Annotated in this window: 12 protein-coding genes; 3 read left to right on the top strand and 9 right to left on the bottom strand. The window is 56.1% G+C overall.

What is annotated here, in order from left to right; all coding sequences use genetic code 11:
• Positions 1-32 precede the first annotated feature (32 nt).
• The 3 genes from Pla52o_RS13490 to Pla52o_RS13480 all read left to right on the top strand — a co-directional run bounded on the left by Pla52o_RS13490 (position 33) and on the right by Pla52o_RS13480 (position 4,587).
• On the top strand, positions 33-1,088 hold the full coding sequence (locus Pla52o_RS13490) for a hypothetical protein (protein WP_146595113.1): 1,056 nt from the start codon (positions 33-35) through the stop codon (positions 1,086-1,088).
• 203 nt (positions 1,089-1,291) lie between these two features.
• A complete protein-coding gene (locus Pla52o_RS13485) occupies positions 1,292-2,692 on the top strand; it encodes a DUF1552 domain-containing protein (RefSeq protein WP_146595112.1) in 1,401 nt (466 codons plus the stop codon).
• Positions 2,689-4,587 carry a DUF1592 domain-containing protein gene (locus Pla52o_RS13480; RefSeq protein WP_146595111.1) on the top strand — a complete coding sequence of 633 codons (1,899 nt, stop codon included), beginning with the start codon at positions 2,689-2,691 and terminating at the stop codon, positions 4,585-4,587. The genes Pla52o_RS13485 and Pla52o_RS13480 overlap by 4 nt, the downstream gene beginning before the upstream one ends.
• A 26-nt stretch (positions 4,588-4,613) precedes the next feature.
• Here the strand turns inward: Pla52o_RS13480 and Pla52o_RS13475 are convergent, their stop codons facing one another.
• From Pla52o_RS13475 to Pla52o_RS13435, 9 genes are all read right to left on the bottom strand, one after another.
• Positions 4,614-5,753, bottom strand: a complete 1,140-nt coding sequence (locus tag Pla52o_RS13475; protein ID WP_146595110.1) for a class I SAM-dependent methyltransferase — start codon at positions 5,751-5,753, stop codon at positions 4,614-4,616.
• A gap of 90 nt (positions 5,754-5,843) precedes the next feature.
• A complete protein-coding gene (locus Pla52o_RS13470) occupies positions 5,844-6,488 on the bottom strand; it encodes a DsbA family oxidoreductase (protein WP_146595109.1) in 645 nt (214 codons plus the stop codon).
• A gap of 19 nt (positions 6,489-6,507) precedes the next feature.
• Positions 6,508-7,554, bottom strand: a complete 1,047-nt coding sequence (locus tag Pla52o_RS13465) for a hypothetical protein (protein ID WP_146595108.1) — start codon at positions 7,552-7,554, stop codon at positions 6,508-6,510.
• 858 nt (positions 7,555-8,412) lie between these two features.
• Positions 8,413-8,592, bottom strand: a complete 180-nt coding sequence (locus Pla52o_RS13460) for a hypothetical protein (protein ID WP_146595107.1) — start codon at positions 8,590-8,592, stop codon at positions 8,413-8,415.
• Positions 8,593-8,741: 149 nt separating this feature from the next.
• Positions 8,742-9,833: a DUF1559 domain-containing protein gene (locus Pla52o_RS13455; RefSeq protein WP_146595106.1), complete on the bottom strand. Its 1,092-nt coding sequence runs from the start codon at positions 9,831-9,833 to the stop codon at positions 8,742-8,744.
• Between the two features lie 862 nt (positions 9,834-10,695).
• Complete coding sequence (locus Pla52o_RS13450; protein WP_146595105.1) at positions 10,696-11,037, bottom strand: hypothetical protein; 342 nt, start codon at positions 11,035-11,037, stop codon at positions 10,696-10,698.
• Between the two features lie 76 nt (positions 11,038-11,113).
• Complete coding sequence (locus Pla52o_RS13445) at positions 11,114-12,097, bottom strand: DUF1559 domain-containing protein (RefSeq protein WP_197169217.1); 984 nt, start codon at positions 12,095-12,097, stop codon at positions 11,114-11,116.
• Between the two features lie 371 nt (positions 12,098-12,468).
• Entirely contained in the window at positions 12,469-13,719 is a 1,251-nt protein-coding gene (locus tag Pla52o_RS13440; RefSeq protein ID WP_146595103.1) for a hypothetical protein, read from the bottom strand.
• A 26-nt stretch (positions 13,720-13,745) separates the two neighbouring features.
• A complete protein-coding gene (locus tag Pla52o_RS13435; RefSeq protein WP_146595102.1) occupies positions 13,746-16,076 on the bottom strand; it encodes a hypothetical protein in 2,331 nt (776 codons plus the stop codon).
• Between the last annotated feature and the right edge of the window lie 402 nt (positions 16,077-16,478).

Below are 16,478 nucleotides of genomic sequence, written 5' to 3'. Positions count from 1 at the left end.
CCATGTGCTGGATTCACCAACGACACTGCATCGTGGCACTTGTTTCGCTGGCCACGATGTGGCTCGCACCTCCCGCCGAGAACGCCCGTGCGAACGACCCTTTGCCTACCGTTCGCGTGCAGAATGTTCGCCGCGTGTTCGACAACGGCGAACACAATGCGTTTACCGATCTGATCCGGTGGAAGGGGAAATACTGGCTCACCTTTCGTAGTTGTCCGGACGGGCACATGGTGTTTTCAACATCCTCGATCATCGTTCTGAGCAGCGACGATGCGAAGACATGGGACACCGTGCATCGATTCTCCGTTCCGCTAAGGGACACGCGTGATCCCCACTTTTTGGCCTTCAAGGGAAAATTGTTCATTTACACTGGCACCTGGTACAGCGGCGAAGGCGAATTGGCTCGCGAAGGCTACGACATCAACAAGCATCTTGGCTTTGCCGTTTGGACCCACGATGGGCAAACGTGGAGCACTCCGCAGCAAATGGAAGGCACCTATGGTCATTACATTTGGCGCGCGGTCACCGACGGAGAGACAGCCTACCTGTGCGGGCGGCGCAAGCGAGACTATTCCGAAGCCGAATCGGGTGCAGGAGGTGCGTCGCTGCTTGAGGGAGCGCTGCTAGAGAGCGCCGATGGACACAACTGGCGTTTCCGATCCCTGTTTCAGACGCAAAATGGAAATGAAACGGCCTTTGAGATGCTGCCCGACAAAACCTTGTTGGCGCTGAGTCGCGAGCGCGGCTCGACCGCCCAATTGGCGCGTTCACGGCCACCGTATCGGACCTGGGATCGCCAAGAACTTCCGCTCTACCTTGGCGGTCCTTTGTTGGCAAAATGGGGAGACGATTGGTTGGTCGGCGGACGAAAGAACACCGACGCAGGGCCAAAGACTGCGCTCTACTGGTTGATCGAGGATAAACTCAAACCGATCGCGGAACTGCCCAGCGGCGGAGACAATTCCTATCCAGGTTTCGTTGACATCGACGCTCAGCGCGGTTTGTTGTCTTGGTACTCCAGCCACGAAAAAGACGAGGATGGGCAACCGATCACTGCCATCTATTTGGCCGACCTTGTCAAAGAATAGATCCGCAATCGAATGCCCTCCATGCCGAAAGGTGACTGTGATTCCTGTAATGCTGCTTGATATCCCTCAATACGCGGAAATCGCTCTGGCAGGGCCATTTTGATGTGTATATTGTTGAACAGCTAGACAACTCGAACGTAAAATGGGCTGTTTAGCTGGCTCGAGTTCCCCACCCTCCCCTCCCACCTTCCTGGCTTGTTTTAATGACTCGCTCCCTCAAACTCTCGCGACGGACCCTTCTGCGCGGTACGGGCGTCGCGATCGCCTTGCCTTGGCTCGAAGCAATGAGCAACCGACATGCGAGCGCCGCATCGAGTCAGGGTCCGCCGCTGCGTTTGGCATTCTTCTATGTGCCCAATGGCGTGAATATGGATGATTGGAGAGTCGGCGACGCCGGGCCACTGGGCGAACTCTCACCGATTCTCAAGCCCCTGGAACCGATCAAGCAGCACGTTTCCGTGCTCACCGGCATGGCCGCCGAACACTGCGATGGCAAATCCGCGGCGCACGAACCGGCCGGTGGCGGCTATCTCGTCGGCAAGAAGTGTAAGCACTCCGAAGAACCCGAAGTCGGAGGCGCATCGGTCGACCAAATCGTCGCGCGAAAGATCGGCTATCAGACTCCGATCGATTCCCTTGCCCTCGGGATCGATCCCGGCCACCGCGGGGACCATGGATACAGTGGAACGTACATGTCTCACATTTCATGGCGAGACAAACAAACGCCCGCCGCGCTCGAACTCAATCCCAAGCAACTCTACGATCGGCTGTTTCAAGGAAAAGCTCCCAAGCGGCCGAATTGGAACGCTGCGGAAAAGGAATCCGCTCCTGTAGACGATTCGATCGAAGCGAGTGTATTGGATCTGGTAAGCGAGGAGGCGAAATCGCTGCAGCGACAATTGGGGTTCAATGACCGACGTAAATTAGAAGCCTACCTGGACGGACTTCGAGGCATCGAAAAACGGATCGCCGTTGCCAATCGAGATAGCCATTCGCATCATCAAGACTCGTTTACGAATGATCGTCACTTGCAAGACGACGATCCCGAGATTGCGAAGCTGATCATTCCCGCAGGGAAAGGGATCCCGTCGGTCTACGCCGACCACGTAAATTTGATGCTCGACATCATGACGATCGCGTTTCAAACTGACACGACACGCGTGGCCAGCTTCATCTTCTCGCACGAAAAGTCAGGTCGCTCCTATCCCGAGATCGATGCGAAAGGCTCCCATCACTCGACATCTCACCACCAAAAGAAACCGGAAAATCTTCAGCAGTTGACCAACATCAACCGGCATCACATCGAGCTCTTTTCCCGCATGATTCAGCGGATGTCGGAAATCAAGGAAGGTGATGGCTCGCTGTTGGACAACGTGATGCTCTGCTACGGCAGCGGGATCAGTGACGGAAACAAACACAACAACGATGACTTGCCATTGCTGCTTGCCGGCGGCGGAGGCGGAACGATCCGCGGGGGACAGCATCGTGTCTACGCCGACCGCACTCCCTTGTGCAACCTGTACGTCGAAATGCTGTCGCGAATGGGATTGAGTCGAGAGTCCTTCGGCAACAGCAACGGCGGCTTGGACGATTTGACCTCATGAGAAATCGCGTCGATTTTCTGATCGCTTTGCTCCTTGTGGTCATGGGTTTCAGCTCTCCCGCCATCGCCCAGCCCGGACGGGACAAGGATCCATTGTCCTGGGATCGCCAGATTCATCGCATCGTCAGGCAGTATTGTGTCCGATGCCACAACACTGACGAATCCAGCGGCAATGTGAATCTCGCCCAATATCATGACATCCGACGGATCTTAGAGCATCGGAGGACTTGGGAAGTGGCGCTCACGGTCATCGAACGAGGCGAAATGCCACCCGAGGACGAACGTCAACCGTCGGATGAACAGCGCCGCAACCTGATCGAGTTCATCCGTCAAACGCTCAACGATCTCGACTGCAGCGAACCGGCGGACCCAGGCTACCCGAACGTTCGTCGCCTCAACCGGGTCGAGTACGATTTGACGATCGAAGATTTGACGGGCTTGAAGTTGGGGCTAGCCGAAGACTTTGCGCCCGACGCGAGTGCCTATGGATTTGACCACTTGGGAGAGGTGCTCAGTCTGTCACCAACGCAGATGCAGCAATACTATCGGGCCGCGAAAACGATTGTGTCCGAATTGATCAACCAGAAAACGGCCCGTCCCGAGCTCTATGAACAAGCATTTGGAAAGCAACCCTCGGGCACCGACGACGAGCGAACGCAAGCACAGTTAACCCTGGTGCGTTTTGCCACGCGTGCATTCCGGCGGCCCGTGGATCCATCTTACATCGACCAACTGATGAAGCTGTACGACAAAGCACGTCAAAAACAGCAGACGCACGAAGAGGCAACCGGTCATCTGCTGTCCGCGATTCTGATTTCGCCACAGTTCCTGTTGCGTTTGGAACAGAGCAAAGCGGATACCACCGAGCCCTATCCCGTGGACGACTACGAGCTGGCAACCCGGCTGAGCTACTTTCTATGGTCGCGGGCACCGGATGACACGCTGCTACGGCTAGCATCCGAGGGCAAGCTATCCAACCTCGAGACCCTCGAGTCGCAAGTTCGCCGCATGCTCGGCGACCCGCGCAGCGTTGCCTTGGCGGAGAACTTCTTTGGGCAATGGCTTTCCTTGCGTGATGCGAAAACGCACCAACCAGATCGAGAGCGGTTCCCCGAATTCGACGAACCGCTGCGCACGGCGATGATCGAGGAGATGCGATTGTTTCTCACTGAATTGGTGCAGCAGGATGGCCCGATCACCGATTTGATCGATGCCGATTACACCTACTTAAATGAAACGTTAGCCGGTCACTATGGAATCGATGGCGACTTCGATCGATCGTTTCAGCGTGTCCAACTGAAGGATCGTCGCCGAGGCGGCGTGGTGACCTCCGCGGCGCTCACCATGCTGCTTGCTGACCCAGGACGCACAAACGTTCCTCGCCGTGGCAACTTCATCGCCGGTCGGCTGTTGGGCACACCTCCGCCGCCACCGCCGCCAAACGTACCTCCATTGGAAGAGATCGCCAACGACGGAGAATCCAAGACCCTACGTGAGCTGTTGGAACTGCATCGCAGCGAGCCGGGATGCGCGAGCTGTCACGCTAAAATGGATCCTCTCGGCTTTGCGTTAGAGAACTACGACGCCATCGGCCGATGGCGTGAGAAAGACAACGGGCTGCCGATCGACGCCTCGGGCGAGCGGGTCGGTGGACAATCGTTTTCGGGACCGCTGGGACTCAAGGATGTGCTACTAAGCGAAAAGGAGGCCTTCCGAAAAACGTTGACTCAAAACCTGCTGATTTATGCCCTCGGTCGAGGTCTACGTGGCAGCGATGAATGCGTCGTCCGCGATTGCGTTGAATCAGCGGAGAAGAACGACGATCGTTTCTCGAGCCTGGTCATCGCGATTGTCAAAAGCGTGCCATTCCGGTACCGCCGAAATCCGATTGATTAGCGGCCGGCTGATTCACGTCCGACGGATTAGCGTCGGCGGGCTTTAATCTTGAGGTAAGGCGGTAAGTAAGTGGCGCGATGTTGAGGGTTACCCGATGGTGCCCAGACATCACCACGCGGCGGCTCGACGATCTCCTCGATCACAAATCCGCTAGCGCACAATGATCCCAACAACGTGCCCAGGGGATGCAAAAACTCCTGCGTCCCGCTTTCACGAAGCGTTGTTTCTTGAGCTAACGCAGGTAACGCGTAGCCTTCCTCGGCCGGATGCTCGATTACATATCTCGAGGCGACGGGTGAGACGGATGCTTGCAGCGAACTCGGTTGTTTTTGTTGTGAGATGTAAAGCCCACCGGGTCTTAAGACTCGTGAGATCTCGTGGTAGACCGGCGCCACCTCTGGCACGTAACAAAGGCTGACGGGATGGATCACGGCGTCAAAGGAATCATCCGACAACATCGAGAGGTTGTCCATCGAGGTCACGATCCGCTCAATCGACAACCCCATTTCGTCGGCCATCATGCGATCGTGTTCAAGTTGCTTTGGACTCAAGTCGACGACCGTCACCCGAGCGCCGGCCAATGCGTGCAAGGGTCCATGAGTGCCGCCACCGGCCGCCAAACAGAGCAATCGCAACCCTTCAAGCGTACCTTCGCCCGCCAACCATGGATCGATCGCGGCCAAGGCCTCCTCACGACTACCGGGTAACCCGCCCGACAGCGTGAAACGCGGGTCATTTGCTTTCGTATCCCAAGCGAGTTGATTGACGGCAATCGTTTCCGCCGTTGTCGACTCCCTCGCCGAACGCAAACGATCGGCAAGAGCACGCAGTGTGGGCGCGGAATCGTCGAGCAATCGTCGTCGCACGGCATCCATTGGGCTATAAACCGAGCCGCCCAAGCGAACCCGCGGCGCCGTGGGTTCACTGAGTCCGATCCATCGGCCCCCAAAATGCTCTCGCACATACTCCCCCCACCATGCGCCGTAGCACACCGTCATTGATTCGATGAATTCAGAATGCCCGAGCGATCGTTCGCGATCAAGAATTTCCCCCACACGGTCGATCGCATTGGCAACCTTCGTCGAGATCGTTTGACCGTGATGCTCACAGGCGTGTTGATTCGCGGCCAGAGCCAAGGCGTAGAGCTGTCGCTCAGCATCACTCATAGATCACTCTGCATATTTGCACTTCGTTTTGCTTTACGTGCCAAGCATGCTTTACGTTAGTGCCATGCATTTCCACTCTCCATTTCGGTACTACTCACGATGATTCGTCTGACATAAGGCCTCCAGGAACGTCTCCGCGGGTTGGGCGCCGGACAACGTAATCTTCTGGTCGATGATAAAAAAGGGAACGCCCTCGACTCCGTATCGCTGAGACCGTTCCTTGGCACTGACGATCACATCCATGGCTTGGTCGCCGCTTAGCAAAGTCTCAGCGGCGTTGCGGTCCAAGCCAGCTCCGGCCACCACGTCAATCACGGTCGGGCGATCGCTGATGTCCAACGCGTCGGTGAAGTAAGCTTGGAACAATGCCTCTACCACCGCATCCTGACACGCATGTTGATCGGCGAGCCAAATCAGTCGATGGGCGTCGACGGTGTTGGGCGTGCGCTCCATTTTTCCGAAGGCGAAATGGATTCCTTCGGCTTCACCGACTTCGCTGAGCTTTGCATCCAGTTCAAGCGACCGTTCCCAGCTGCCAAATTTTTGGGTGCGGTATTGCTTGCGAAGAATCCCTTCCTTCGGCATCGCCGGATTGAGCTCGAACGGATGCCAACGCACGCGCACATCCTGCGGTCGATCAAACGTGGCAATCGCCTGCTCAAGCCGCCGCTTGCCAATATAGCACCACGGACAGATCACATCGGAGATCACGTCCACCGTCCGTTCCTGCGACATCGTTTGAATCCTTCGTGAGCTATTCCGCGTTAATCGAGGTGATCGAGTATGGCGAACCGATATTGGGTTTTGCCAACAGATAGGAGGCCAGTTGTGACATCACCGCTGGGTTGCCGGCGTAGGCATCCCAGCTGTGTGTTTTGCCAACATTTCCACTGAAGTTGATCTGTTGCACCTTATATCCGTCCGCTCCCAGCGAGGACGTTGACATACCGACGTAGCCCAACGCGGGCGGCCCACCGCGGCCGTACAGTCGTGGATACCAATGAAGCACCGAGTCACGGGGATTGTACGCAATCATCATGTGCTCGACCTGCGTCAACGCGCGGCCGTGATGTTGATGGGGCAACAACCAATTCGCGTCCAACGCCGAGGCCAACAAAGCGACCCTCACCGAAGGCCGAACCGAGGAAGGAGACAGCGGTAGACGATACCCCGCAATCGTGCCACCTCCCCACAAATGCAACGCTGAGGTGATCATGCGGGGTCCGTAGCTGTGACCAAACATGCGGACGGGAACTCGCGCATCGATCTGATCCAACAACCAAGCCAAATAATAACCATGCATCTCGCTACGTTGCGCCTTGATCTGTGCATCAGGCCGCGGGCGAACTCCAATCCGATCGCTCGGCCAAGAGATCACCACCAAACGAAAACGATCGTTCGTTGATTGTGATGCCTGCTGCAGTTGACAATAAATCGACCGCGCTCGCCCCCACGCTTCCTCCGCACTCACCCGATTTTCATGTACATAGATGCACAACGGCATCGGATCGGCGGCGAGATCGCCATTGACGCAATCAAAAAAGTGGTTCGCGGTGGATGGTTGCCAACGGCTACGTTGGTGGCATGACCAGAATTTGATCCGGCTGGCCTGGCTAACCGAGGGTGCACAACTCGAAGCGTCACGCGTACTGACTACCCAAATTTGGTTGGCAAGGGACTCGTCGGCTTGAATTTCCTTATCCAGCCCCGACACGCCGATGATGATCGTCGCAATCAACACCCCCACGAATCGCAGGCGAAGGAAGTACGACAATGTTCGTGGCACTCTACGAAAATTCATGGCTTGGGTTCGCACGGGGGTGTCGTGACAAGGATGTTGTGTTCCGATTTTAGCCAACGATTCGCATTGCTTAGCAAGAACGCGCATGTGAACGGTTGGAAGACACGCGGGACCTTGGCTGCTGTCTCCCGATATTCCGCTTTTCAAAGGTGTAAAACGAACCCTCGAAATACAGCCAACCTCCGATAATATAGAGGACTTTCAATCGTCTTGTAGCCTCTCGCGTCCCAAAGTGTCCCGCTCGTCTCGGCAGCCTGATTCGCCCGCTGTGAAGTTTCCCATCGGGTCAAAGAATGACATGCGTCACCATCGACACTTCGGTACGAACGGCCCCCGGATAAGGCTGCGATTTTGATCGGGAGTGGCAAGAGCGGACGCATGCGGACACCCACAAGGTCTCGCAACATCGGCAGCAGAGAGATTTATGCGTTTTTGAGTTCCGTAGAATCGAACCGTCACTGTCGGCCTTAAAATGCCGACTTCGCCCGATAACAACCACGATTCCGGGCAACCACGATTCCAGGCAACCAGGGGAGACTCGGGGACGGATGACACATTCGGAGTCACTCAACCCCACCCGATTCGTTCCGCTGAAGCGGGACAACACACCGGGACAACCCCCTTGATACCGAAGATCATGAAGATCCCAGACTCGATATCAAGTGCATCCTTCCATCAACCACGCTTTGGGCTGGAGGAGCCTCCCTAGCCGGGAGTGTTCCACTAACGAAAGCAAAACCGCATCTCTGATGCTTGGAGGGCCATGGGCATCGCTAGCGAATCACAAGGGATTCGCTAGCGAGAAAGCGGCGGAGTTGCCAAGCAAAAGCCGTGCACCTACACACTCAAACGCGTGTGTTAGATTCCTTGCTCGCCCGAGGTGTATTCTTCGGATTCTTTGAAGGCTTCGTCTTCTTGGAGACCGCCATCCTCAACACCGACGGGATCGGTACTGGAACCACAACCGGCCAATGGCAAGCAGAGGCATCCAGCGAACAAGAAAAACGCAGCCGTTTTACACAATGCGGAGATATTCATTTGGTTGTCGAAATGGAGTTGGAAGTTCGTGAAAAGTGGAGGATCGAAGTCCGCCGCCACAACCGAGTGATTACGGCGAGCGGATCGAACCTGCGAAACCCGCGGACGAGGTTCGCGGGTGACACGTGTCGCTTAGCGCGACATCAATTTTAGAGCTCATCCATATTAGCGACCACGCGGTCACCGATACCACCGACTGCACGCCACAACAGAAAGTTAACCGAATCGGACACAAACTTGACCGAACCGTCCCCCATCGCCACCTGCACTCCACCGGCGTGTAACGACCGTGCCGCGTACATGTTGCGATCACTATTGGCGCCACAATCCCACAGTTTTGAATTGGGAGTCATCAGCGTATTGAAAGCCACTTCGTTAGGCGAATAGCCTCGCAACCAAGTCAGCCCACGTGCACGTCCTGAATTCGTATCCGCACTTCCCGTCGCCGGACAACCATTGTCGCTGCTCGTTGCATTCAGATCCCCGGCCGCGCCGGTCGTCTGTTGGTCATAGCCGAGGTTGGTTCGCATGGTCGAATTGATATTCAACCGAGGCTGCCCGATGATACCTTCAGATACCGCCACGGTGTTGGACAGTCCATCGAGTATGTCTCGGAACTTACGAAAGCGGGCCTTCGTGCCCGTGCTCGCTGAATCGGAGCGGATCGAATCAAAAAAGCCAACCCCTTCGGTGTTCCAACGCAAAATGCTGTCCGGTCCGGTGGAGGCAAAATAGTTCGTCGGCGCATAGTCGGCGTGCGAAGGAGAGCCTGAGTGTTTAACCGACGTCGAATCGGTCCAGATGATCGATCCGGTGCCTGGCTCGCTCGGGCAACGAAACGCAGCGAGCACCGTCGGATTCACGACGTCATAAACTTGATTGGGACGTCGCGAGCTGCTCCACCACGTATGCAACGAATAGTCGATCCGCTCGTAAAGCGCTGCCTGCTCAATGAACGGCAAAATTCGAGACGACCAACTGAAGTTCTGGGTATTCCAGTTATCAATGCCGGGAGCAACATTATCGTGACGGTCACGCAGCGCCGGAATGGCGTTGTGTGCACTGTGGTAATTGTGCAGCGCGAGCCCAATCTGCTTCAGATTGTTTGAACACTGCATCCGTCGGGCTGCTTCGCGAGCAGATTGAACGGCGGGCAATAACAAGCCCACCAAAACGCCGATGATCGCGATCACGACCAGTAATTCGACGAGCGTAAACCCACGCGTCTTGTGGTTAATCACAATAAATCCCTCTCAATACGGAAACGAAAAGATGATAAGACACCGCTGCAGCAGGGAGTGACAACACCCTCTAAGAGAATAATCACCGCCTCTATATGCCATTAGTGTGCTTTAACTCTACGTAGACTCGTCATAACCGACAAGAAAGTCTGGGCATCTATCTCTCCAAATTGCGGGTAACCGCGGCGTGAAAAACCCGATCCATCGCTCAGTCAACGCTCCGCAAACGATGCTCCAACACCCGAACCGGCTACCTTTTGTGTGGCCGCCAACCGCCGCTACGATCTCGCGAAACAACCGTTTGCTCACCGCCTCCGCAGGCTCGTGATGACCCCGCACGCTCGTTCAAAAGAAGTGGATCGCTCGCGCATTCGTCTCAACCGATCCAGTGATCCACGAATCGGAACCCAGGGGCGAAGCCGGGCTACTGCGGTATCTCGATTGGTGGGGCTCAATCGCTACTTAGAAGTAATTGACATCCTACCGATCACGCTTGAGTTCCTCGAAAGCGAGCCGGCATGGAAGGCTCGGCCCGCATAGCCCGAGCCCGCCGATTAACACCCGATGATGTCTTAAAGAAAAGGATCGGCACTGGCTGGATAAACCATTACGGCCCCTCGAATGAACCGTCACGCAACCATCCCACACTAGGTGGGAGGTTGAAAAACAATGACTTCCCTTGCCCCGCGTTTTCATAGGCAACTCACGCAGAGCTCGCGCCGTTCCCACAACAACGAAACCACAACTCGCTCCACCGGAGTTGGCCTACTTTTTAATGTGGCCAACTCGAGCTTTGCTTGACTGCTTGGCTATAGAGTTCCAGCCCTCGCTGAAATCAGCGGGGCGTGCAGTCTCATCCAGTTTACAATGCTGCCGCTTTTTGCTTCAGCTCCGCAAGGGTTGTTTTGATTTCCGATTCGCTGGCCCCGCTGGACGCTTGGTTTGCCAAATTCCGAGCGGCTACCTTGATCGAATCGAGTGCAGGGTCTTCGATCGCTTCGACCGATTCGGCTAAGCCTGCCGCATTAGCTTTGACCGTCTGCAGATTTTTTTCCGCCTCTGCAACAAACTGATTCACCAACTGCTTGGTCTCGGAAACCATTTCCGAATTGGAAGGAGGTTCCACGTATTCACCCGACGATTGACAGGCAGGAATCGCCAGTAAAAGTAGGCTACACAAAGCCATGGTTGACAATCGTGTCACTGGAATACCTCTTGAAAAAATGGTGAAGGAGGAATCAGCTTGCTGCGAGTTAGACAAATGGGAACGGAGCAATTGCTCAGTCCAATTGGATCGGGTTACCATCGCTTCGGGCGAGCAGGTTCATGTAGGTGGTTGAATCGACGGATTCCGTCATGAAACGGACACTTCCGTCTACCAATCCCATCAACACACCGCCTGGATGAAAGCTTCGAGCCGCAACTCCGGCGTCGAGTGAATCTGCATTGCTACGCCATCCGAAGTTGACATTGGTTTGGTCGTTCGACGAGTAATGACTGCAATCCAGACGGGTTTTGGAATTAGGGGTGTGGAACCCCGTTCCGCTACAGTTGCTTCCCGTTCCGCCCGAATACAGTGGCCCGGTTGCCCAAGCCCAGGCACCGCGATCGTCGCCGGTGCTGTTCGACGCCATGACTTCGCTGGTCATCGCCACATTGGAAGTCCCATCGAGCACGTCGCGAAAACCTGCGGCGCGTCGATCAAGCACATGAAAGATTCCCGCCAGGGCGCTGTTGGTAGCATCCGCACGACGAAGCAAACGGCCGGCACCGCTGTTACCGGCATAGTTTGCCTTTGAAAATCCGTCGTAGTCCTGTGTTAGACGGTTCGAGGGTATCGGGTGCGATGGGCAGCGATAGATGCCCATCTCGGCCGCGACGACGTCGAAATTATCGGGGTGTCGAGCGGGCAACCGCGAGTCATATTGGTCGGCAAGGTTTTGCTGTTCCATGAACGGCAAAATCATCACTAACCAAGTTGCCCCCCAACCTGCGTCACGTGCACTCTCAGGTGCCGGAGTATCGGCGGCAGAACCACTCGGCTCGGTCTTCCAATGCGCCCCTAAAGGCAGGGTGCCAAAGGTGTCATGGTAATTGTGCAGCGCAAGCCCAATCTGCTTGAGGTTATTGGAACACTGCATCCGCCGAGCTGCTTCACGGGCAGATTGTACGGCAGGCAATAGCAAGCCTACCAAAACGCCGATGATCGCGATCACGACCAGTAATTCGACGAGCGTGAACCCAAGCCTTTTGTGGTTATTCACAATAAACCCCTCTCAATTTAGAAAACGAAAAGATGAAAAGACACCGCTGTCGCAGGGAGCGGCGACACCCCTGTAGTCAGGAATGGACGCCGCTATCCGCATTTAGTGTGATTTTATTTTACGCAAGGGGGTCATAGTGGACAAGAAAACCTTAGGTTCCATCTCCCCAAATTGCGGGTAACCGCCGCGAGAAGGTTATGTAAACAGCCCGGCCGGGGGTCAACGGACGACGCTTCTACGCCCTGCTCAGCTACCTTTTGAGTGAGCCATACGATCGCGCGCATTCAACCCGTTGCTCGCGGCGTCCGCATGGTCCCAATGCCTCACGCATTGGACCAGTCAAAATGAAGGGGAACGCTAGAACCTTCGCCTCAGCGGATCCAATGATCCGTGAATCGGAGCCCGGGGGCGAAGTCGGATGGGGGCATGTGGCAAGACAGGCATGCGGAATCGATCGGTTGCTGCGAACAAGTGACAACACCGGAGTGTGGATCCGCTTTGGCGTTTTGCGGAGGGGTCGGTGAGGTATGGCAATCGCGGCAAATCGCTTCGAAAAACTCTGGATCGGTCCGTGACGGCAGATGCGGATCATGACACGTGATACAGTCCAATCGCGGATACCGCCCCGCATTCTCGGCAGCATTGGCGACCTGGAAACAGCGACTCATGGAAAGCCCGACAGGTGCGAATCGAATCAGATGCGTTTGATCGACCGAGATTTCATAGGGCTTCATCTCATCGGATCGACGATGACATTCGCCGCAACGATTGATGGATTCCAGCGGCGTCAAATCGCTCCACCCCTGAACCGTTGGCAGCTTACCCTCGGATTCGGCATGAGCTGCGGCCCCAAAATGACACCGGCTGCAGTCCAAATTGGCGACCATGCAATCGGTGCTTGTATTGAAATTTAGAATCGCGTCGGCGGTCACCGGCCCCTCGATTTCGATCTCCGTATCGTGATTGAAACGATCGCTGGTTTGCGGCCGCGGCGGCGTTTCCATCCGCTCGCAATCACTTTCCGCCGCACGCGAAACTCCCTCGCTGCACAACCGACTGGCATGGCATCCGAAACAACGTCGCGTGTCCACAACGGTCTCGTGATTTCCCAGCCGCAGTGGAGTCGAGAGCACCGCCGGCGTGCCGGGCGTGTTACGCAATTTTCCGTCTGCGAACGATGAAACGTAAAGCTGCGTCATTCCCTTTGGATCGAGTGAAACCGGCGTCAATGCGTGCCGCCCCGAACCGAACACCCAATCGACCCGCCGTCGATAATCCAAGTCATCACTCTCGAACCACAGTTCGTTTTGTTCCTGAGAGAAAGAGAAGCGGCGGTCGTCGATCACAACGGATTGCCCCGCGAACACCGACATCATCGCCGGATCGCTTCCGGGTCGTAGAGTATTGGAATGGGGTGCGGTGGCGAAATCCGAGACAATCCCACTGTGGCATTCGGCGCATGTTTGAACGTTGATCCGAGGCTCGTCCGTTTCCAATCGGCTGACCGGCCGTGGGGAATGGACTTGCATCACCAGTACCAGCAACAAGACGCAAGCGAATGTGCCAAGACAACTAATCGCAGCGGTGAGGTTAATCGCAGCGGTGAGGTTGAACGGTTTCAAACGAAAGTTCCTCCAATGCTCTAAGTTCACGACTCGTCATCCGAAGTCGGCTGAGGGTGCAGTTCGCGAAAACGCATTTCGACTAATCGTTGTAACACGCCGGTGGGCGGGTTGTCGGTAAACCATGTTAGGTAGCGTTCGGCCATCGCAGGGTTCCCCAGCTCAATCGCTCCGCATAGTCCAGCATACATGAGTTGGGCGTGCTCGATGCCGCGCGACGTTTGAAAGTCCGTCAACACCATCAACGCCTGCGGTCCCTGTTGCAAGTACGCAGCCACGCGGTTACGAAGCGTGTCGTTCCGCTCTGTTTTTTGGGGGGCAACCCAACCGGGAACGATCGATTTGTTCTGCACTTCCAATTTCACTTCGAGTGACGGTGAGCAAGCATCCCTTGCGAGGGCTTCCGTTGCGGCAAAGTAACGAAACCAACTGGGGCGGCCCGTAGCGGCAATTTCAGCCTCCGCCAATTCGGTTTGACAGCGAGTCATCGCGCAGGCCAACGGCACCGACTCGGGGAACGCCTCGCGTCCGACCCATAACACGCGCAGGGCGGCATATCGCAGTCCCATGGCACGAAAGACCTCCGCTTGGCGGTACGCTTGATCGGCGTTGACGATCACGGAGATGGCCCCCCAGCGATCGCGATCGAAAAGCGATCCGGTCGAATTTGGAAATGAATATTGCCAATTTTGAAACTCGACGATCTCACGGTGAGTGAGCGTCTCGACCATCTGACGAGCGTAGTGCTCATCACCAGCGGCAGCATAGGGGATCACCGGTGAATCAAGTGAGAGCGGCTTCCAAATCGACGGTTCCAATCCGTAAATCAACTCGCTGTCACGACTCGAGACAACCAACAACGTCGTCTTGCGACGTTCCAGCGCCAGCCAATATCCACCTCGAGAACCGTCCGTCAACCAATAACTCATCAGCCGCTGCTGGCGCAGGTCGTCGATCACGCGGCGGTGCTCGGCAAAACGGCCCGTGATCACCGCTCGCAGCGCGACATCCTGCAGTTGCAGCGGGGGCGAGTCGCTTGCCGCGGAGGGTTCGCGAAGCTGGGGGATTTCCCATGCCAACATCCCACCACTCCGCGTGTCATCGGCAAACGCCGTTCCATAGGGACGAGTCGGTTCCAAGGCGATTCGCAACATCCGATTGTCGAGCCCTACATCGATCCCCCATCCCAGTGTCCCAAGCAATCCACTGAGCGGTGGTGCCACCGCGATCACCAGCGGCGCTACGAGCAAGCCGATCCGTCGTGATCGCGACCAGCCCAAAGTGGAAATCGTCCACGCGCCGCGGCGATGCCAGGTAAATAAAATATCGGCAGCCAGCCATGTCGTTGCCAGAGGGACATTCGAAAGCGACGACCATGCCAACCACTGCATCCATGCGAAACAAAACAGCCCTCGAGGGATTCGCTGTCGATTCAACGTTGCAGTGGCAACCCAAATCGCGGTGAGCACCAAAAATAAAATCGCCGCCTGATTCGGCAGCCCTTCAAACAGCGGTCGCCATGGCGTACCGGCCAGCAATGAAGGATGGTTTCGCCATGCCGGCACGATCGCCGAAAATGAATCTGACCAAGCGAACACGCCGCGAGGGTTGATGCAGCCGCCAGCCAGCATCAAGATTGCCAAACCCCAGTTTGCACGACGGCCTGGATCCCCGCTCAAAGAGGCCGCGAACGTAAACGCCAACCATCCGACCAAGCCTGCCAAAATCGCCGGCGAGAGATTACTCCAAACGACGAACAACCCCGCGGCGGTCACCATCGATGCGGCATGCTTGCGTCCCTTGCTGGGCCAGGGAACCGCGCCGGTAGGCTCCCCCGGTTTTCGGTGCATCAATCCCACCAGTACCAGAATCGCCAAACAGTCGAACATGGGGGGCAGCATGTCAAAACGCTCCGCCAGCGTGAGCATCGCGAGCGTCACGACGAACCAAACCCACGGATGAACCATCCCGCCCGACCGCGGCGGAGCGAGCAACCACGCTAAGCCTCCGCCGACCAACAGCACCCGGCACAACATCAACCCGTTTCCGCCCAGAAGTTGAAAGACGGAAAAAGCCGGCAATCCGCCAAGCCAGTCCGCTTCGGCCAAGGTTTCGAGTGTCAGCAGCGAACGACTCGGCGTGATCGATCCGCCGACAACCTCACGCCCACGGCTGAGTTGCCACCAAAAATCATCCGCCGAGAATGGCTGAAACGCGAAGACGCCCAGAAACAATATCGCCAACCATTGCCACCCGTACTCAAAACGAGGTGCAGTGGCGGGATGGGGTGAAGCCCTACCGGAATCACGTCTAGGACGAGCGGTGGTCGATTTGATGTTTGGATCTTTGGAACGCATGCTTGCTGATTGTAGAAGAAACCACGCAGACCGTTTGAGCCTCGATCTGGCGTTTCACCATTTCGTCACGCTCGGTTGCAAAGTCGATCGCTTTCATCACCCCCCTTCGCTACACAATGCTAGCCTGAAAATCTCAGCGAGTTTAAGAATCTCATCGCCTCACTTTGCCGCTAACAAAAAACAGCAAAGCCTATACCGCGTGGAAATGATCCGAGTCGACGCTTTTGGGGTGTGCTATTGGGCACAACCGCAGCGGAGATCATTCATGATTCGTCTCACAAGTTTTGATCACGGTGACAAAGAAAAAAAACCTTTGACGGCAAAACTTCGCAATCAGTCTTGATCACGCGGTCTTGATCACGCGGTCTTGATCACGCGGTATCGCGTACCGCAACGACGATC

The sequence above is a fragment of the Novipirellula galeiformis genome (genome assembly GCF_007860095.1).
In the GTDB taxonomy this organism is placed as follows: Bacteria; Planctomycetota; Planctomycetia; order Pirellulales; family Pirellulaceae; genus Novipirellula; species Novipirellula galeiformis.
Note: the sequence above shows the minus strand (reverse complement) of the source record. Positions and strands in the feature narration are given on the sequence as shown.

What these genes read in the sequence shown, in the direction of transcription:
- Pla52o_RS13470 (WP_146595109.1), bottom strand. Translation starts at nt 6,488, where the DNA reads ATGTCGCAGGAACGGACGGTGGACGTGATCTCCGATGTGATCTGTCCG.
- Pla52o_RS13485 (WP_146595112.1), top strand. Translation starts at nt 1,292, where the DNA reads ATGACTCGCTCCCTCAAACTCTCGCGACGGACCCTTCTGCGCGGTACG.
- Pla52o_RS13460 (WP_146595107.1), bottom strand. Translation starts at nt 8,592, where the DNA reads ATGAATATCTCCGCATTGTGTAAAACGGCTGCGTTTTTCTTGTTCGCT.
- Pla52o_RS13465 (WP_146595108.1), bottom strand. Translation starts at nt 7,554, where the DNA reads ATGAATTTTCGTAGAGTGCCACGAACATTGTCGTACTTCCTTCGCCTG.
- Pla52o_RS13435 (WP_146595102.1), bottom strand. Translation starts at nt 16,076, where the DNA reads ATGCGTTCCAAAGATCCAAACATCAAATCGACCACCGCTCGTCCTAGA.
- Pla52o_RS13475 (WP_146595110.1), bottom strand. Translation starts at nt 5,753, where the DNA reads ATGAGTGATGCTGAGCGACAGCTCTACGCCTTGGCTCTGGCCGCGAAT.
- Pla52o_RS13480 (WP_146595111.1), top strand. Translation starts at nt 2,689, where the DNA reads ATGAGAAATCGCGTCGATTTTCTGATCGCTTTGCTCCTTGTGGTCATG.